This window comes from Vibrio sp. RE88 (assembly GCF_013113835.1).
GTDB lineage: Bacteria > Pseudomonadota > Gammaproteobacteria > Enterobacterales > Vibrionaceae > Vibrio.
This window is the reverse complement of the sequence record NZ_VTYQ01000006.1, coordinates 317,639-337,738: the sequence shown is the minus strand read 5'-3', so window position 1 is coordinate 337,738 and position 20,100 is coordinate 317,639. Positions and strand designations below refer to the sequence as shown.

The window sequence follows — 20,100 nt, the reverse complement described above, 5'->3', positions numbered from 1 at the left end:
CCGCCACTAGCTTGCCTAATGTGAAAATATGACAAATTCAATTGCTTCTTTCATTGCATCATTCTCGGCTGATGCAATTTCAAATGCTTTTATCTACTTAATCCTAGCTTTACTTGCTGTGTCAGTTGCTCTGGCCGCTGTCGGTAAGGTGAGTCGCTTTACCGCTGCCACCACAAATATACTCACCTCATTAGGTATTTTAGGTACCTTTGCGGGTATCGTGGTTGGTTTGATGGACTTTGACCCAACGAATATTGATGGAAGTATTGAATCACTGTTGAGTGGTTTGAAAACAGCGTTTTTAACTAGTCTCGTAGGTATGGCCGCGTCAATTCTATACAAAGCTATTTTAGGAGTATTACCTAAAAAGGATGTAGACGCCCAGCAGGCGGTAGGCCCAGAAGAAATTTTTTCAGTCATGTCACAGCAGCTAAAGGCTTCAACGGATCAACTGAATGCTTCAAATGAACTCATTGCAGCCATTAAAGGTGATGAAGACTCGTCACTGACATCACAAATTAAGAACCTACGTACTGACATCAATGACGGTCAGCGCGCTTTGAACGAACAATTCAAACAGGTTAATGACAATCACAATGAGTTTAAAGAGACATTATGGGGCAAGATGGATGAGTTTGGTGACTTACTGTCTAAGTCTGCAACTGAGCAGGTTATTAACGCCTTAAAAGAAGTGATTGTTGAGTTCAATGATAAGTTGACAGAGCAGTTTGGCGAAAACTTCAAGCGATTAGATGAGTCGGTGAAAAAGCTAGTGGATTGGCAAGAAAATTACCGAGTTCAACTGGAAGACATGGCGACCAAATATCAGCTTGGGGTGGATGCAATCTCTTCAACGGAAAAGTCGGTAGCGCACATCAATGAGCGTGCGGAAGCAATCCCTGTAACAATGGAGAAGCTGCACCAAGTTATGGAGCTAGGTCATGGCCAAGTAACCGAGTTAGAATACAGACTTGAGGCATTTAAAGACTTAAGAGATAAAGCTGTTGAAGCAATGCCTCAGATTCGCGAGCAAATGGATGCGACTATGTCAGTTATTGGTGACTCAGTAAAAGCAGCCTCAACGCACTACGAGTCTATGTTAGTTGAATCTCAAAAGATCATTGATAATTTCAGTACGACAGCGAACCAAAGTGTTGAATCAATGCGAACAAACCTTGAGGAAGGCGCAACTAAGGTTTCACATGAGCTAGAGAATCGAGCGGTAGAAATTGGTGGCCGCTTAGCTGAAGCATCTAACGATATTACGGACAACGTAACAACAGCCTCAGGGGCACTTCAGAATAGTGCAACCTATCTCACCGACAACGCTGAACAAATTAAGCAACAGCTTGAAGACTCTATTGTTGAACTAAATAGTCAGCTTCGTGTTTTAGTCGCTGAGATTAAAGATGATGCAAAAGATACGGGAACAGTATTAAAAGAGGCAAACCAAGAGCTAGTCAATAGCACTAAAGAAATTCAGCAGGAAACAACCAACGCTATTTCTAAGCTTCATGAACGTCTAGAAACAACGCTAGAAGATGTCTTCCAAGTACAAGCTCAAGCAGTGCGTAGAACCTTTGATAGTTTAGAAGACCAAATTACAGACTCTGTTGGTAAGACAGGTAGTGCTGTAGAGAAGCAAGTTGAAGTGCTTGACCTTCAAATGCAGCAAGAGATTAACCGTACCATGAGTGAAATGGGTGAAGCTCTAGCAACGATCACTCAGCAGTTTACTCGTGATTACCAAAAACTTGTTCGTGAAATGAATAACGTTGTTACAAACAGCAAAATGGCAGTGTAATTATGGATAAGGTTTTCGGAAGTTCGAAAAAGCACAGCGATAGTGGTGAGCATTGGATGTCCGTATCAGATCTAATGGCAGGTCTGATGATGGTCTTTCTCTTCATTTCTGTTGCTCTAATGCGGGATGCCATGGTTGAGCGTGACAAAATAAAAGAAGTCGCTGAAACATATCAGCAGACACAAAAAGCGATTTATCTCGCTCTATATGAAGAGTTTGAAACTGACTTGCAGCAATGGGGAGCGGAAATTGATCGTGAGACGTTAAGTTTCAACTTTACTGCTCCTGATGTTTTATTTGCTAACGGCAAAGCGGAGCTTAACGATAAGTTTCAGTTGATTCTCGACGATTTTATCCCTCGCTATTTAACTGTATTAGAATCGTATAAACCCATCATTCAAGAAATCAAAATTGAAGGTCACACTTCAAGCCGTTGGAATCACGATTCAACGGACTATGAAGCCTATTTTAATAACATGAGACTTTCTCAATCTCGCACACGAGCAGTTCTGGGCTATATCATGAGCCTAGAGTCTGTAGTGATTGAACACTATCACTGGGTAAAGCAAAACGTAGCCGCAGTTGGTTATTCTTCATCTAAAATCGCGTTGGATAAGTTAGGTGCAGAAGATGAGCAAAAATCACGTCGAGTATCGTTTAGAGTTATAACCAATGCCGAAGAGCAGATTCGTAAGATCCTAGAAGAGGTTTAATTTGAAACTCAATATTAGCTTCAAAAACCTTAATGCGGCAGTGACCCTAATGGCGCCAGAAAAGAAAGGCGACTTCAATTTAGCATTTGTCGAAACCAGTATCGAGAAACTCGACCTTGAACTTGCAAGCGGTAAAGATGTAGAGCTAAAAGATGTCGATGTAGATTCAGGCTTACTAAGTTACAAAGGCCGACAAGTGCTTTTGTACATCAAGGATCACGGTTCGTCTGTACAGAATGTTATTCGAAAGCCTGAAACTGGCAATAAGTTTCATGTAGCGGATTGCTCAAAACTGAAATCGATGCGTTCTGAAGGTCGATTTGAGCGCTATGTTGTAATCAATGATACTTCTGGAGAGTTTCCGATCTCAGGATCGTCCTATTGTGAGGGGCAGCAAGAAGAAGGAAAAGCGAGGCTTAAAATCTGTAAGTTCTGTTTAGGGCAGCTTAACTATCAAGGTTACTCCTCTGGTAGTGACCGAAATACTATCTTTGATGGATTCGATATGGCTGAATTCTTCGCAACATACAGCTCTTTCTTCCCTCATATGCCTTCACGTCAGGCAGAGACGGCGGAAACAGGGTACAGTGAAAACTGGACGAAAGTGTCTTCACATTATCGTGTTGATAAGAATTTCACTTGCGAACAATGTGATGTAAATCTTCGCTCACATCGTCATCTTCTTCATGTGCACCACGTAAGTGGAGTGAAGTCTGACAACCGTCCCAAAAACCTTAAAGCTCTATGCATAGATTGTCACAGTAAACAGCCTATGCACTCGCATATGGCTGTAAGCCACTCAGAAAGGCAGCTAATTAACAAACTACGGAACGAACAAGGATTATTAGAAGATCTAGGTAATTGGCAATGTCTATTTGATTTTGCAGACCCTGGCTTACATGGTGTTTTGCATGCTTGTAAAGACTTTGGAACAACTTTGCCAGAGGTCGGGTTCTATATCTCTGATTCTTTCGGTGACCTAGCCGCAAAAATTGAGCTAGCTTGGCCTAAGCACAAGTTTGGCATTGCTATATCAACGAATGATATTGAAGATGCAAACAATGAAGGTTGGCATGTGCTCACGGCCAATGAATTTTTAGCAGACTATCGATCTCAAGCGGGGAATTTACGTTGGTAGGTTATGTATTAGGAGAGACAACGTGAGAATACGTTTTGATGAAATCCTTGAGAGAATAATTACCATCAATCATGCATGGAAACTATCTCGTGATGAATTTGGAAACGATTTTGTTGCTACAAAATCTTTTCGCGATACAAAGTCATCGTTGCAAGCTACCTTACTACGTGAGTTCCCAGAATACGTCTATTTAAAAGTGGCAACCGACAGCGACGACCATGGTGAGGTCATGTATAGCGTCAGGCTCAAGAACCCTATACGTATTAATGACACATTACGTACCGATGCTGAGCACCTTCCGGTAAGAATCGCCGAAGAGCTGTTTACTCCCCAAGAATTACAAAACTTACTAAATCAATAGGCCTATCATGTTTCAATTTATTTTGAATTTATTCAGCGAACCCGTGACTGCAGTGATCATAGGTACAACTATAGTGTGCTTTAATTTTTTTCTATATAGAGAGTGGAAGACTAACTCTGATGAGAAAAGTAGGCTATCTGCCATAGCATCGCTTAGCGAAAGGTTCAGCGATGGCCGGCTACCAATAGCTAAATTGAGTAAAGATGAATTAGTTTGGGTAACAGAACACTTAGTTTATGACGTTGAAGGTGAGTCGCTTTTAGTCGAGTCTAAACAAGGTAAGTGGTTATCTAAATCTCCAGTAACACAAATGCTACCAAGCTTTGATGCCAGTCGATACAAATTAGTACCAGCACTTCTAACGAGTTTAGGTATTACAGGTACTTTTTTAGGTATCACTTTGGGTCTCAGTGAGTTCTCCATGACAGGTGAATCGAAAGCCCTTTTAGCATCAGCCGCGTTATTATTGGAAGGCATGAAAACTGCATTTTACACTTCGTTAGTTGGCTTATCATTATCCGCTGTATTTATGGCTGTTATGAAGGCATCTTCGAGTACGATTGCGAAAAAACAGGGTGATTTTATCTCTATTATTGCTAGCCAATATCTAGAAGCTAGCCCAATCATGTATTTGAAAAACATTTCCAATGAAAACCAACAAGAAGTGATTGATGCTCAGCTAAACTCTGCGCTTGTAATGGAGAATTTGGGTGGGAGCATGGACTCAGTTGTCACTCAATTGTCTGCTTTAGGGCAATCATTTGATGGTGAAATCATAGCGAGCACGATTTCAACAGCAGTGACAGAGTCAATTGAAAAACAGATGTCACCCGCCTTAGAAGGAATCAAAAACGAACTTTCTCTTCTTAAAGAGATAAAAGAGCAAAATCAGAAAGATCTGATGGAGCTTATGATCGGTGAAATGAAAACCCAGCTGATTGAACCTGTTGTAGCAGAACTAGAGAAAACAGCGAGCGCAGTAGAGAAAAACAACGAAGTATCGGAGCTACTCAACCGCAACGTTGAACAAGTAATGACGCGTACTGCTGAAACAGTAGAAACAATCGACAGATTCCAACAAGAAACCATGGTTAAACTCCAAGGTTTTGCTGAGTCGCTTAAAGAGATCTTAAGTAGCTTTAAAGATGACACCCAAGGCGCTATGGGAGCAATTGCTAACGAGGTGCAGCAAATGCTAAATAGTGCAACAGAGGGAATGGATAAACAGCGTGTTGCTTTTGAACATAGCTCAGAAACTGCTGCTTCTGCTTTCGAAGGTATTAAAGACTCAATGGATAAAGCGCTCTCAGAACGACAAAGTGCTGAGCAAGCTCTATTCAACAATGTTGAAAGTCGAATTGCTTCTTTGTTGAAAGAGTCGCAAGACATTTTTGATAACCAAACCAAAGTATTGGAGACGGTAGGCGAAGAGGCGAGTGGCCTGATGTCATCTGCAAAAGATGAGTTGATTTCAGGGCTTGGTGATATCGATAAGAAAGTTATTTCAATGTCACAAACAGTACAAACTGAGCTAGAAGCGTTCCGCGAACAGTATCAGCAAAACTTAACCAATTACTTCAGCCAGCAAAACACGTTATTAGAAGATAGTCTTGGCAAGCAACGTGATGGTTTAAATGGCGTAGTCGAAAACTTCCGTAAAGTCTTTGAAAGTGAGTATCAGACTCGTCACAACTTGCTGCAAGAACTAACGGCTCAGCACACTGAATTACAAAAGTCAGCGAAAACGATTGAGCAAGTAGCCAAAGCTATTGGTTTAAATGAAGCTTCGAAAATGGCTGAGCTGCAAGATGCAGCGCGTACTATGGGCCGAGAGATTGGACAGCTTAAATTAGAATATTCAAAAGCGGCTGCAACGTTTAACGACGTTACCGAAAACCTACCTAAAGCAATGGATGAATATTTCACAAGGGCGAACCAAAGCTTTGAAAGCTTCTTCAGTGATTTTGATACAGCAGCAAGTTCTATCCATAACAAGCTATCGCAAGCTGCAGGTTACTTGATTAACTCTCAAGTACAGCGTCGAGAATTTGAAGCCGACGAGCGAGCTGTAACTAAGGTGGAAGCGTAATGCGTGGGTTGAGAACAAGCCCGAGAACAGCCGACGCTGAAGAGTCAGGGGTTTGGTTATCGATCGGCGACCTGATGTCCGTGCTTTTGATGATTTTTGCATTGTTATTGATTAGTGCCTTAGTACAGATTTCGGAAGTTCATGAAAATAGTCAAACTACCCGAGTTGTGATTATTAAAGGTATTAATGATGCGTTAGAGGGAGCGGGTATTGAAGTTCAAGCTAATTCAGAAACTGGTGATATTTCTATATTGGATTCCATTCTATTTGATAGAAATGAGTACCGTTTGAAGCCTTCTGGTAAAGCATTTCTCGATCAATTTATCCCCATCTATTCCGACGTGATATTCCAATCTGAGCAAACGTCTGATGAAGTAAGCCGTATTGTGATTGAAGGGCACTCAAGTTCAGAAGGTTCCTTTGATCGCAATATGGAGCTTAGCGTCTTAAGAGCTAATAGTGTAGCGAAGTACATAAATAGTATGGACTTTGAACATAAACTTCCTTTTTTTGACAAAGCGATAATCTCAGGCCGTGGGCCAATAGAGGCGAACCAAGAAGCGACAGATCCAGCAGATCGAAAAGTGAAATTCAGATTCCAGTTTAAAGACGATGAGTTCTTAGGTTATTTCTCTGAGGTGAAATCAGTTGAGTAATAAAGGTTTTACTTTTAATCAGCCTGTCGTCCCTGGTGCAAATAGCCTCGACAGAATGTCATTTGATGATTTCTACAACATGGGAGATCTAGAAGGTCACTTACCGAGCTTCCCTCCTAAAACGATAAAACAGATCATCCAACTCGTAGACCAAGGGAAAAGTGACCAAATTTCGATTTTGGAGTGGCTAGATGCATTAGATAACCAGAGTCAGTGGGATGAGCTCGAAGCGAGTGAGGTTAACGATGCTTGTCGTGCTATTTGGTATGCAATGTGTACCAATGTCGCGTTGGGGGACATTGCATTTTTTAAAGTAGCATTAACGCTTGACGGTAAGCCAACGTCTATTATCCCCGATCTGATTCAAAGTATGGACATTGTTCAAGGTGTGTCTGAACTTGCAGACTTAGAAAGGAAAAAGATTGACTGGCTTCAAGCAATGAGAAGCCAAAACTACCAATCAATGAGCCAATATTGCTTTGACAACAATCGAACTCCGAGGAGCTACGTGAGGTATCTACGCCTTCCCAAAGCGAACTCGTATGAACGTCATTTATCATCTGAGCTAGTTAAAGCCGCTCCGAGGCCACTCACCAGCGCAGCGGACTTATGGCTGCAAGAATGTTTTCGTAGCCTAAAAACGACCAATGATAAGTTGGCTTTTTGCGATACAGCAATCAGCTACTTCAAAGACTTTGATTACGGAAAAAACGTAGAAGACATTCTCGAAGAAAAATGCTTACCAACGGGTGATGACTCTTTCTGGTACTCCTTGTCTGAACAAAGCAAAAGCATACTCAAAAAGAAATTCAACATTTCAAGTTATTACGAACTTAAGAGTATATCTAGATTGTTGACGTCAGAACATGGCAAAGAGCATCTTGAGTTTGAGGAGCATGAAGCGAGACAGGTTCATAGCCGAACTATGTTTTGGTCTAACTATAGCTCTCGATTTAATCGAATAAGAGCACTATTACCTACGCAAACTCTTCAATACCTGATGAGCCAAGGGTATTCACCTTCTGGTCAAATTGAGGCGTTGTCTGATAAATCCAATTATCAATGTGAAGTGTTGATTTTTGAGTTAGACAAAATTATTGCCGTTGAGTTTTTGAGAGGAGACCTGAGCGAAACTCGCTTTTTCAAAAATACAGAGTGGAATGCAAAGCGTCTGTTTGAATCGGTAGACTTGACCATTGAAGCCATACGAGAAATGTCGCAGCTCGAAGTCCATGACCATCTGACATCGTGGCAGTATTTCTGTGAGAAACTTTTACGAACCAAATTTAAGCTGTTACCAAATCCCGATATTCCTTATTTCAAAGGCTTACCTCCAGCCGTCAATAGTTACAGCGAAACTCGTGGTTTACCAAAGCCTGAACAAAGTTATTTAGATGAAAGGGCGAGGAAATTAGAGCGTTGGGTAGAACACTTTTGGGAAACTGAATTTAAGACATCTAAATATGGCGAGCAGTCTGGTTTACGTCAAAAAAGTAATGTTTACTTATCCAAAGCTCAAGTGGCGAAGCAGCTCGGAAATGATGAAGATCATGAGTTGTATATCATGAAGGCAGCGAACCAAGGCAATGCAGAAGCTATGTGGCAATTAGGTCAAAAATTGATGCTTGGCTCTCAATCAACACCAAAGAACAGACAATATGGTGAGAAATGGATTGCTAAGGCGGCTTCGGAAGGACATGAAGTTGCACTTGAAACCGCGAGAAGATTCAATATTGTCCCTAGTGATTTAGCGGCTAGGTTGCTGTCAGCAGTAGAGGCGTATATACCTGCGAATCAAGAAGCTGCTATGGCGAGAGAAGAGAGGCTTCAGCATTGGAGCGATGTAAGAGTATTAGATAAAGTGAATTACTTCTTCACCCGAACTCAAAATGTAATGAACGCGGCGAATATTATGATTTTACTTAATGAGTTAGAACGTCGTAACACCGCCAGTGCTGATAAAATGCTTAAACCATTGTTACCAAAAGCGAAAGCTTTGCTGGATGAATTGAAAATACCAAACTAGTAGGTATTTGTCGTGCATTATGATTGAGCCTGTACTTTCACAAGCTTACAAAACTCACAGTTTTCTGCGCACGTCGTAGAATTCGCACATGATAAAATCTAGTGAGATAAAGCAGTGAAGAATAAAACGATAACAGCATTTTCAAACAAGCTGGGTGTTCCAACTCGAGAAACCAAAAAAGCGTTGGCGTGGGACATTACCTCAGGCTTTGGTGTTGTTGTGCAAATCGATCAGCCTAGCACTGGCGAATACGCCTTGGTTTGGCTGCCTCACAATATAGACGCATTGGAGGAGCTTTCTTGCGATAAAGTTTTGTATCCAGAAGAAAAGGGCAGACACAGTAACACGTACGCCTCTCCTGGTTTAAAGCGTGGTGATGCGGCTATTCGTGCCAAGATAAAAACAGAACACGAACTTAATGAGCTGTTGAACTTCTTATTCGGCCCATTTTACTAGTCTTGGAGATGTTTGGCGCTGTGAGGGGTATTGGTATTGCACCCTAGTCTGAATGTTGATAACGCAACTGTAAGAGCTATAAGGATGCCATGTGAGCAATGGTCACATCTTGTAAAAACTAATAGGCCGCGTGCGGTCTATTTAACCGTTTTATATAAGGTTTTTATTGTAAGATACGGTTTATCCGATAAAAATTACATTCAAAATTACGACGAGTCGGTTGGTATTTAATGCAAAAATCAAACTTCGAATTCCTCAAAGGCGTTAACGATTTTTTGTACGCGATTGCTCGCGCAGCAGAAAAAAACTATCCAGATGACCCAAACACTACGTTGGTAAAATTGCGTATATTTGGCGAAGCTACGGCTAAACATCTCGCCAAATTGCTTGATATCGATGTCCCTGAAAACCAGAACGATCTCCTTCGTGAACTGGGTAAAGTCCCCTTTGTCGATGATTCCATTCTCAGAGTGTTTCACAAACTTCGTAGAATAGGTAACCAAGCAGTACACGAGTACCATAACGACCTAGACGATGCAGCAATGTGTCTGCGTTTAGCCTTCCGCATAGCCGTTTGGTATTACCGTTTGGTCACTAAGAACTATGGTTTTGCCGTTCCTGAGTTTGCTCTACCAACTTCGCAAAGCGGTCAGCAGTTTGAACAAGAAATCCTGTCACTCAAGCACGAGCTTGAATTAGCCAAGCAGTCAGAGACACAGACTAAAGCTGAAGTGGAAGCCCAAAAGGCCAAGCTTACTGCACTTAATGGCTACATCTCCGTCTTAGAAAGTAAGCAAGAAGAAACCCAAGAGCAGTCGGATGCTCGCATTGCAGCGTTAAGTGCCAAGCTCAAAGAGAAAGAAGTCGAGCTCTCAACCAAGACAGAGGTAGAACGTAAAGCCTACCGTAAGCAAATTGCCAATGAAGCTAGCAAGCGCTCTCTAAGTTTAGATGAAGCAGAAACTCGCTATTTAATTGATGCTCAGCTTCGTAAAGCAGGCTGGGATGCCGACACCAACAATCTAAAATTCTCAAATGGAACTAGACCAGAAGCTGGTCGCAACATGGCGATTGCTGAATGGCCAACGGGTGTTGATGAAACGGGCAAAACTGGCTTCGCTGATTATGTACTGTTCGTTGGGTTAAAACCCGTTGCGGTTGTAGAAGCCAAACAGCAAAACAAAGATGTGGCAGCAAAACTCACCGAAGCCTACCGTTACAGCAAATATTTTGAGCACGACTTCTTACGCAGTGAATTAGAAGCCCTCGCGAGTGATCAAGAGCAGCTAGAGAAAATTGCCGAAGCCATTCCAAAGTATATCCATACTTGGGATGACAGTGCTATGGGTGAAACATATAAAGTTCCTTTCTGTTTTTCGGCAAATGGTCGTGATTATCGTGCGGCAGTAAAAACCAAGAGTGGCATTTGGTATCGCGATGTACGTCATGCCACCAACATGCCTAAGGCGTTGCCAGAATGGCATCGTCCTGAAGAGCTGATCGCCAAACTTGAAGACGATGTTCATTACCAAAACAGCTGGTTTAGCAAGAACGCAGATATGAGCGATCTTGGTTTGCGTTATTACCAAGAAGAAGCCGTGCAAGCGGTAGAAAAAGCCATAGTTGCAGGTCAGCAAGACATCTTACTTGCCATGGCGACAGGTACGGGTAAAACTCGCACCGCTATTGCGCTTATGTATCGCTTAATTCAGTCACAGCGTTTTAAGCGTGTGCTGTTCTTAGTTGATCGAACTTCACTAGGTAAGCAGGCTCTAGACTCGTTTGAAGATACCAACATCAAAGGCGATACCTTTAATGCCATATTCAACATTAAAGGGCTAACCGACCGTTTCCCTGAGGACAGCACTAAAATCCATGTTGCCACAGTACAATCACTGGTTAAGCGCATGTTACAGAGTGATGAAGTGATGCCTGTAGGCCGTTACGACTGCATCATTGTTGATGAAGCGCACCGTGGATACATTCTCGATAAAGAGCAAACCGAAGGGGAAGAGAAGTTCCGCAATCAGCAAGACTTTATCTCTTCTTATCGCCGTATTATTGATCACTTTGATGCCGTAAAAGTTGCACTGACCGCAACGCCAGCGTTGCACACTATTGATATCTTCGGTGGAGAGCAGCAAAAGCCCGTTTACCGCTATAGCTATCGTAAAGCAGTGATTGATGGCTACCTGTGTGACCAAGAGCCACCGATTAAGATCATTACCAAACTTAGTCAAGATGGGCTCTACCTATCTCAAGGCACTGAAGTTCAGCGTTTATCCAATCAAGGTGAGCTGCTCAATGATCAGCTTGAAGACGAACAAGGCTTTGAAGTTGCTGATTTCAACCGTACCTTAATCGCCTCCAACTTCAATAAAGTGGTATGTGAAGAGCTGACCAACCATATTGACCCGGTTAACCATGTAGATCCGACCAATCCGCAAAAAACCTTAGTATTTTGCGTAAACAACACTCATGCAGACATGGTGGTGGAAGAACTGCGTACTGCGTTTAAGGCTAAGTATCCTGAGCTTGAGCACGACGCCATCATTAAAATCACCGGTGATTCAGATAAAGACTCCACCAAAGTGCAATCCATGATAACTCGCTTTAACAAAGAGCGTTTGCCAAACATCGTGGTTACCGTAGATTTGCTTACCACTGGTATTGATATTCCAAGCATTTGTAATTTGGTGTTTATGCGTAAGGTTCGCAGCCGAATTCTCTACGAGCAGATGAAAGGCCGTGCGACTCGTTTATGTCCACAAGCGGGTAAAACCTCATTCCGTATTTTTGATGCGGTCGATCTCTATTCTACGCTGCAAAGTGTCGATACCATGCGCCCGGTGGTGGTGCGCCCTCAAGTGGAATTGCAAACACTGGTCAACGAAATTACTGACTCAGAAACTTACAAAACCATCGAAGCTGATGGTCGCAGTTTTGCCGAGCATAGCCACGAGCAACTGGTGTCTAAGCTGCAACGCATTGTTAGCCATGCGCAGTTTAACCGCAATAAATCCAAACAAGTGGATGAGCACATCAAACGTATTGATGAAGTGTGTTTAAACAGTGCAGGGTGTGATTTTGCCAGCTTACCGAAAACCCTTAAAGACAAAGGGCCAAAATGGTCGGCAGAAGTGTTTAACAATGTAACGAACTTAGTCAGTAGATTAGAGAGCTTAAAGAGTGACATTAACGCTCTGCGCGATATGCCGATCTTCTCTGATGTCCATGATGAAATTGTCGAAGTGAAACAAACGTATGGCGAGTTCGATAATGCGGATGACTTCTTGGAAGCGTTTGATAAATTGGTCGGAGCCTCAAGCAACCAGCAAGAAGCTCTAGAGATTATTATCAACCGTCCACGAGATTTGACCCGTAAAGGATTGATTGAGCTGCAAGAATGGTTTGATAACCAAAACTTCAACGATTCGACCCTGCGCAGCGCATGGAAAACCGCCAAAAACCAAGACATAGCAGCTAAGCTTATTGGCCACATTCGTCGAGCCTCGATTGGTGATGCCCTGATGCCGTTTGAACAACGTGTTGATCTGGCATTAGAGCGTATTAAAGCCGCCAACGACTGGAATGACGAGCAACTAAGCTGGTTAGATCGCTTAGCGTCCTCAATCAAAGAGAAAGTCGTACTTGATGAAGACACCTTTAAAACCGGCAATTACAAGCGCAAAGGTGGCAAACGTAAGCTTATGAACGTCTTCAACGACGAATTAGACAGCATACTCACTCAATTCAATGAATATATGTGGGATGAACCCGCTTAAAACCATACAATACCTCCAGAAAGAATATTGAGCTGACGGTTGGTTCGAACAACCGTCAGACACAACCAATTAGAGAACAAACATGAACAACAATGATCTAGTCGCCAAACTGTGGAAACTGTGTGACAACCTGCGTGATGGCGGTGTCTCTTACCAAAACTATGTTAACGAACTGGCGTCATTGCTGTTTCTTAAAATGTGCGAAGAGACAGGCCAAGAAGATGACTTACTGCCAGAGGGTTACCGCTGGGCGAACCTGAAAGGTAAGCTAGGCCAAGAGCAGCACCAGTTCTACCGTAATATGTTGGTTCAGTTAGGCGCAGATGATCATGCGATTGTTCGTGCAATCTTTCAAAACGTCAACACTACCATTACCCAGCCAGCGCAGCTTACCGAGCTGGTGGACAACATGGACAGCCTAGAGTGGTTTGAAGGCGATAAAGGCAAGAGCCGTGATGACTTCGGCGATATGTACGAAGGCTTGCTGCAAAAGAACGCCAACGAGACCAAATCGGGTGCAGGCCAGTACTTTACGCCACGTTCGCTAATTAGCACCATTGTGAAACTGCTCCAGCCTCAGCCTCGTGAAATCATTCAAGATCCAGCAGCAGGTACAGCAGGCTTCTTGATTGAAGCAGATAAGTACATCAAATCGCAAACAGATGATTTAGAGTGGAAAGTCGTCAATGGCGAAAAAGTCCGTATGGATGAAAACGACCAAGAATTTCAGATGAAACAAGCTTTCGTTGGCTTGGAACTGGTGCCAGAAACGCGCCGTTTAGCTCTGATGAACTGCCTACTGCACGATATTGAAGGTGACCAAGACGAAGGCGCGATTCGTTTAGGTAACACCTTGGGTAGCGCAGGCGAAAACTTGCCAAGTGCCAATGTAATTTTAACTAACCCTCCATTTGGTAGCGCAGCAAGCACCAATATTACTCGCACCTTTGTTCACCCAACCGGTAACAAACAGCTTTGTTTTATGCAGCATATCTATGATGCGCTAGAGCCAGGCGGCCGAGCAGCGGTGGTAATTCCAGATAACGTACTATTCGAAGGCGGTAAGGGTACCGATATTCGCCGTGACCTGATGGATAAGTGTAACCTGCACACCATTTTGCGTTTGCCGACGGGTATCTTTTACGCTCAGGGCGTAAAGACCAATGTTCTTTTCTTCCAAAAAGGTACGCCAGAGAACAAGAACCAAGATAAAGGCTGCACCAAAGAAACATGGGTATTCGATATGCGTACCAACATGAACACCTTTGGTAAGCGTCGCCCACTGACTGAAAAGCACTTTGAAGCTTTCATCAATGCTTATGGCGAAGACAGAAACGGGCTGTCACCTCGTGAAGAGGGCGTTTTCGAGACCCTTGGCAACATCTTTGCTGAAGGTGAAGACGCGGTAGAAAACGTAATTGAAAATGCGCGCTTCCGTAAATTTAGCCGTGACTACATTCGTGACCAGAAAGGCGATAGCCTAGATATCTCTTGGTTAAAAGACCTAGAAACGACTAGCGCAGAAAACCTACCAGAGCCAGAAGTGCTCGCCGGTGAAGCAATGGCAGAGCTGACCGAAGCCATGTCTGAGATTTACCAATTGATGCAAGCACTGGGCGCGAATGATGAAGCAGAAGGGCAAAAGCAATTACTTGAAGAAGCATTTGGCTTGGCAGAAAAGCCGGAGGCAGAGTGATGAGTGAGTTGCCGAAGGGGTGGAAGCTGCTTCAAATAGATGAAGTTACGGATGTTGTAAGTGGCGGTACGCCCAAATCAACGGTTCCTGAGTATTATACTGAAGAGCATGATGATGCTATCGCGTGGGTAACACCGGCAGACCTGAGTGGATATTCAGCATGCACTATTACCCATGGCAGGAGATCAATAACTCAAGCGGGATATGATTCCTGTTCAGCCAAATTGATGCCTGAGGGAGCTGTACTTTTTAGTAGCAGGGCACCTGTCGGATATGTGGTCATTGCGGCAAATGAAATATCAACAAACCAAGGCTTTAAGAGCTTTGTTCCTTATCTAGGGGTTGATAGTAAATATTTGTATTACTATCTAAAGTCGATTAAACATCTTGCTGAAAGCTTGGCAACGGGCACAACGTTCAAAGAATTGTCTGGGAAGGTTGCAAAAACGCTACCATTCCCTCTAGCACCACTAGCCGAACAAAAACGCATCGTTGAAAAACTTGATGAGGTCTTGGCACGGGTCGACACTATCAAAGCCCGCCTAGATGGCATCCCAGACTTGCTAAAACGCTTCCGCCAATCGGTACTCGCTTCTGCGGTGTCGGGCAAGTTGACGGAAGACTGGCGTGGGGAAAGTGAATACGAAAACTACGATCTCCAATTGGCTAAACGAGACAAGAGTATTGATATTCCAATCACTTGGAAGTCAAAAAAACTGGAAGATTCCTGTGTTATTGTTTCTGGTAATGCTTTTAAAAGTAAAGAGCTACTAGAAAATGGGGATGTTCCTGTAATTAAAATTTCTAATGTTCAATATGGTAAGTTCGAGGTGAAAAACCAACAATTTTTACCGTTGAATTATATTGGTAATTACAGAAGGTATGTAGTTACAGGGGATGATTTACTTATGGCGCTGACTCGTCCTATAACCAACGATACTTTAAAAGTCTGTAGATATCCAGAGCATCATATAGATGGACTTCTCAACCAACGAGTCTGTAAGTTTGAATTTAAAAACAACTTTGAGAAAGATTTTTTTGAGTTGTTGTTTCAGTCTTCATATTTTAAAGAGCAAGTAGAAGATAACTTGTCAGAAACGTTGCAACCTAACCTTTCTCCTCGAGATTTAAAGCGACTTTTAGTTTTTATTCCAAAATTAGAAGAACAAAAAGAAATCGTCCGCCTAGTCGATCAATACTTTGCTTTCGCTGACACCATTGAAGCGCAAGTGAAAAAGGCGCAAGCGAGGGTAGATAACCTCACCCAAAGTATTCTGGCAAAAGCCTTCCGTGGTGAGCTGGTGGCGCAAGATCCAAATGATGAGCCAGCCGACAAACTGCTAGAGTGCATTGCCGAGGCTCGCGCCGATGCCGAAGCCCTAGCTAAGGCAGCCAAAAAAGCCGAAGCGGCTAAGAAAAGAGCCGCCAAGAAAGCTGCAGAAAACTCTTAATTTATAAATATATAAGCACGCTGAGAAGCGTGCTTTTTTGTGGGTGAATTTAATGTCGACATATCTATTAACGTGGAACCCAAAGCATTTTTCGACGGGTGGTGAAGGATCTGAGGCCGGAACTTTAAACTATACAGTTGGCGAAAATGTTCGTTGGTCTTGCCATAGTCAACAACCAAAAATTGGTGATACCGTTTATCTGATTAGAGTTGGTGTAGAGCCAGAGGTATCGTTGCAAAAGGAACAGTAAGTAAAGAGAGCTATTTAGCTGAACATTGGTCTGACGCTTCAAAACAAAAGCGTTATATCGATTTAAAGTTGGAAGGCTTGCGCTCTAACTGTGAGCAAGGTTTATTGCCAATGATGTTGCTTCAAGGAGCAATGCCGGATCAAAAGTGGAGCCCCCAAACATCAGGGGTCGAAATCAAACAAGGCTATAGAGAATCATTACACAGTTTATGGGAAGGCGGTGATGACCAACACTCTCTCGAACAATTCTTTCGCTGGTATCTAACAAATGAGTTTCACCCCGATGGTTGGTACAAAGGTTACGTTGAAACATGCGAGTTAGCAAATCAGATACAAAATGGTAAAGAAATCTCCAAAGAAGACGTTAAAAAGCTTTGGTATGACGCAAGCAACGGCATTGCCGGGGTCGGTCAAGGTTTTATGTATCAACGAGAGTTTGATTCGAATTATGAGTTCCTCTCTGGAATAACTGACGAAATACTGACTAGTCCAACAGAAGAAACCTATCAAAAGGTCATAAATGATTGGAAGCAAGTAGGTAGTTTTGAGCGTGTATTGTGGGGAGTTATCCACCGTGTCTTTGCAGCAGCAGACCCTAAGCAATACACAAGTGTGGTTGCACAGTCTTACTTGAATGATGTTTATACGTGCCTTAAAAAACAGTATCAATTACAAAGTAAGCGAAGTGGTTCATGGCTGGCAGATAATAAAGTTCTACTAGAGCTTACCAAGCCATTTATGGATGCTAGTGTCGATGACCAAACTCGCAATATTCTTTTATGGAGCTTGTACGAGTGGAAAGCCACCAATAAAAGCGATGATCTCAAACAGAATGATCAGGTAAGAGACAACGAAGCCGAATATGAGGTGAGCCCACCGATGATTAACTATACTACTAAACCCCTAAATCAGATTCTTTATGGCCCTCCAGGTACTGGTAAAACTTATCATACGATAGAAGCTGCGGTGAGAGCTGCTGAGCCGAACTTCTATCACAGCTTGAAAATTGAGACTTCAAAAGGGGCAACGAAAGAGCAACGCTCTCTGCTTCAAGCAAAATTTAAAGATTTGTCAGACTCCAAACGCATTCGTTTTGTTACTTTCCACCAAAGCTATGGCTACGAAGAGTTTGTTGAAGGATTGAGTGCCACATCTATTGATGGGCAGATTTCATACGAAGTTAAATCCGGTATTTTTAAAGATATCTGTGAGCAAGCGAGTCGTGGTGTTGAGCAAAGTAATGATCCCCTAGAGATCGCGATTGAAAAATTCAAGGCTGAACTTGAAGAAGGTGCGCCGCTGTCATTAAGTACTCAGCGCGGGAAGAAGTTTGATGTTCAGTATCACGGAAATACAACATTTAGAGCGTTCCCACACGAGACTACTCACGAAGATTTAGGTAACGGTTACCCAGTTTCTATCGACAGTATACGTAAGCTGTATAGTGGAGTAGATGCGAAAGAGTTTTATAATCCGTCGTATGTAAAGGCGATACTCAACCATCTAATTTCTAAGTATCAATTGCCAAAAGAACCCACCGCTCAACCAGAAAGTTTGAAAAACTTTGTGCTTGTGATTGATGAAATCAATCGAGGTAATATTTCTAAGATTTTCGGTGAGCTCATTACGTTAATTGAAGACTCTAAACGGTCTGGTAAAGGTCAAGCAGAAACCATAGAAGTGGTGCTTCCACATTCAGGTGAAAAATTTTCGGTTCCCAACAATCTACATATCATTGGCACAATGAACACCGCTGACCGTTCACTTGCCATGATGGACACGGCATTGCGTCGTCGTTTTAATTTTGTCGAGATGATGCCAAAGCCTGAATTACTGGAAGGTGCAGAAGTTAAGGGCGTCGATTTACAGCGTCTGCTCGAAGTGCTGAACCAACGTATTGAAATCCTCTATGACCGTGAACATACACTCGGTCACGCATTCTTATTACCGGTTAAGGCGCTTGTTGATGCTGACGAAGAAGGTAAGGCATTTAACGTACTTGTTTCTGTATTCAAAAACAAAATCATCCCTCTTCTGGAAGAATATTTCTTTGAAGATTGGAGCAAGATCCGTTTAGTTCTGGCTGATAATCAAAAGCCGGCTCACTTACAGTTTGTTGAAGAAACAGAACAAAAGGCTGAGAACCTGAGAAGTCTGTTTGGTAAAGGGCATAACCTGGATCAATACGGACAGTCAGTGGTGAAATATACACTCGCGGGTAGCAACGCAAATGTTTGGCGAGACACTGAAGCCTACATCGGTATCTATAAGCCAAGTGAAGGGGTATCAACTAAGTCTCCTGATTCTCAGAACGAAGCAGACGCTGAGCTTTCGTAATGCACACCACCGTATTTGAATATGGCTATTTAACGTATGACAAAGCTGCAAGTGAAGAACTAGGCGCAACGCCTATTTCGAAACGTGCATTTGAGTATTTAAAGGATGTGAGTTTAAGCGCCGGAGAATCTGATACCAATAAGTGCTTAGGTTTAACCAAGCGTTTTGGCCATGAGTTGCTTCAAGTGAAAAACTACGTTGGTGTATTGTTCGCACCGACAGGAGAGCATATTGAAGTGCTACCCAAAACAGGGCGCAAGTCCGAAAGCATTGAACAAGCAGTTTCAGAATCCCGCGATATGTTGTTGATGATGCTGCAACATTTGGGTTCATTTCGCTTCGTTTCTTCCAATCAAGCTAGTATCGCTACAAAGCAAATGCCCCTTTTAGAGGTATTCATTAGTCAGTTTTTGCAGTCGGTAAATTCTTTGGTTAAGCGAGGGCTGAAAAGTGACTATGTCACTCAAGAAGATAACCTTCACTTCCAAAAGGGCAAGCTGCGAGTTTCTCAGCAAATTAGGTTCAACCTAGTTAACAAACACAAGTTTTACGTCGAGTTCGATGAATACTTGCTTAACCGTCCGGCCAATCGACTTGTTAAAACGGCTTTGTTGAAGTTAGGTCAGTACACAAGGCTAGCGACTAACCAGAAATTGTTGCGTGAGCTACAGTTTGCTTTTGCAGATGTCCCAAACTGTAAGTCAGTTAAACAAGATATCAACGACCTTAAGCTGGACAGGGGAATGAATGATTATCATCAGCCTCTTGAGTGGGCAAAACTGATACTGGATGGCTTCTCACCGCTGAGTATGAGAGGCCACAGCAGCGCGCTTTCCTTATTGTTCCCAATGGAAGCAGTATTTGAAAGTTACGTAGCGTCGGTACTCAGGAAACAACTCCCTGGTGACGTTGAGTTGACCACTCAGGCCTCATCAAAGTACTTGGTTACTCATAACGCTCGCGATCAATTTCAACTTAAACCTGATTTGTTGCTCAGTTTACCAGATGGCTTAAAACTGATTCTCGACACTAAATGGAAGCTGCTTGATATCGAAGAAAACAATTACGGGCTTTCTCAATCCGATCTCTATCAAATGTTTGCTTATGGGCATAAATATCTAAATGGGAAAGGTGACCTTTTTTTGATTTATCCCGCTCACCAATTTTTTAATAAACCCATAGAATGCAGTTTCGAATTTAGCGACACACTAAAGTTATGGGTTGTGCCATTTGAGTCAGATCTAAATGGCGATAGTCGTCTCATTTTGCCAGATAAATTTTCGCGTAATACATTGTTTTCGTAAGCTTACGTACAGCATTTATTCATTAAATACCGTAA

The 20,100-nt window shown here is 42.7% G+C and carries 13 protein-coding genes; all 13 read left to right on the top strand.

What is annotated here, in order from left to right; translation table 11 throughout:
• Nucleotides 1–28: 28 nt before the first annotated feature.
• The 13 genes from F0265_RS16360 (at nucleotide 29) to F0265_RS16300 (ending at nucleotide 20,065) form a co-directional block, all read left to right on the top strand.
• The gene (locus F0265_RS16360; protein ID WP_171749702.1) at nucleotides 29–1,804 is read left to right on the top strand and encodes a hypothetical protein; all 1,776 of its coding nucleotides are present in this window, start codon (nucleotides 29–31) and stop codon (nucleotides 1,802–1,804) included.
• Nucleotides 1,805–1,806: 2 nt separating this feature from the next.
• Nucleotides 1,807–2,517, top strand: coding sequence for an OmpA family protein (locus tag F0265_RS16355; RefSeq protein WP_171749701.1), 711 nt, complete (start codon nucleotides 1,807–1,809; stop codon nucleotides 2,515–2,517).
• Between the two features lies 1 nt (nucleotide 2,518).
• Nucleotides 2,519–3,655: an HNH endonuclease gene (locus tag F0265_RS16350; RefSeq protein ID WP_171749700.1), complete on the top strand. Its 1,137-nt coding sequence runs from the start codon at nucleotides 2,519–2,521 to the stop codon at nucleotides 3,653–3,655.
• Nucleotides 3,656–3,677: 22 nt separating this feature from the next.
• Nucleotides 3,678–4,016, top strand: a complete 339-nt coding sequence (locus F0265_RS16345; protein ID WP_171749699.1) for a hypothetical protein — start codon at nucleotides 3,678–3,680, stop codon at nucleotides 4,014–4,016.
• Nucleotides 4,017–4,209: 193 nt separating this feature from the next.
• The gene (locus tag F0265_RS16340; RefSeq protein ID WP_345775874.1) at nucleotides 4,210–6,105 is read left to right on the top strand and encodes a chemotaxis protein; all 1,896 of its coding nucleotides are present in this window, start codon (nucleotides 4,210–4,212) and stop codon (nucleotides 6,103–6,105) included.
• On the top strand, nucleotides 6,105–6,761 hold the full coding sequence (locus F0265_RS16335; protein WP_171749697.1) for an OmpA family protein: 657 nt from the start codon (nucleotides 6,105–6,107) through the stop codon (nucleotides 6,759–6,761). Before F0265_RS16340 ends, F0265_RS16335 begins: the two co-directional genes overlap by 1 nt.
• On the top strand, nucleotides 6,754–8,787 hold the full coding sequence (locus F0265_RS16330) for an EH signature domain-containing protein (RefSeq protein ID WP_171749696.1): 2,034 nt from the start codon (nucleotides 6,754–6,756) through the stop codon (nucleotides 8,785–8,787). Before F0265_RS16335 ends, F0265_RS16330 begins: the two co-directional genes overlap by 8 nt.
• A 114-nt stretch (nucleotides 8,788–8,901) precedes the next feature.
• A complete protein-coding gene (locus F0265_RS16325) occupies nucleotides 8,902–9,243 on the top strand; it encodes a hypothetical protein (RefSeq protein WP_171749695.1) in 342 nt (113 codons plus the stop codon).
• 230 nt (nucleotides 9,244–9,473) lie between these two features.
• A complete protein-coding gene (gene hsdR / locus F0265_RS16320) occupies nucleotides 9,474–13,028 on the top strand; it encodes a type I restriction-modification system endonuclease (RefSeq protein ID WP_171749694.1) in 3,555 nt (1,184 codons plus the stop codon).
• A gap of 82 nt (nucleotides 13,029–13,110) precedes the next feature.
• Nucleotides 13,111–14,724, top strand: coding sequence for an N-6 DNA methylase (locus F0265_RS16315; protein WP_171749693.1), 1,614 nt, complete (start codon nucleotides 13,111–13,113; stop codon nucleotides 14,722–14,724).
• Nucleotides 14,724–16,175, top strand: a complete 1,452-nt coding sequence (locus tag F0265_RS16310) for a restriction endonuclease subunit S (protein WP_171749692.1) — start codon at nucleotides 14,724–14,726, stop codon at nucleotides 16,173–16,175. Before F0265_RS16315 ends, F0265_RS16310 begins: the two co-directional genes overlap by 1 nt.
• A gap of 360 nt (nucleotides 16,176–16,535) precedes the next feature.
• Entirely contained in the window at nucleotides 16,536–18,761 is a 2,226-nt protein-coding gene (locus tag F0265_RS16305) for an AAA family ATPase (RefSeq protein ID WP_253809488.1), read from the top strand.
• Nucleotides 18,761–20,065: an McrC family protein gene (locus F0265_RS16300; protein WP_171749691.1), complete on the top strand. Its 1,305-nt coding sequence runs from the start codon at nucleotides 18,761–18,763 to the stop codon at nucleotides 20,063–20,065. The genes F0265_RS16305 and F0265_RS16300 overlap by 1 nt, the downstream gene beginning before the upstream one ends.
• Nucleotides 20,066–20,100: the final 35 nt, after the last annotated feature.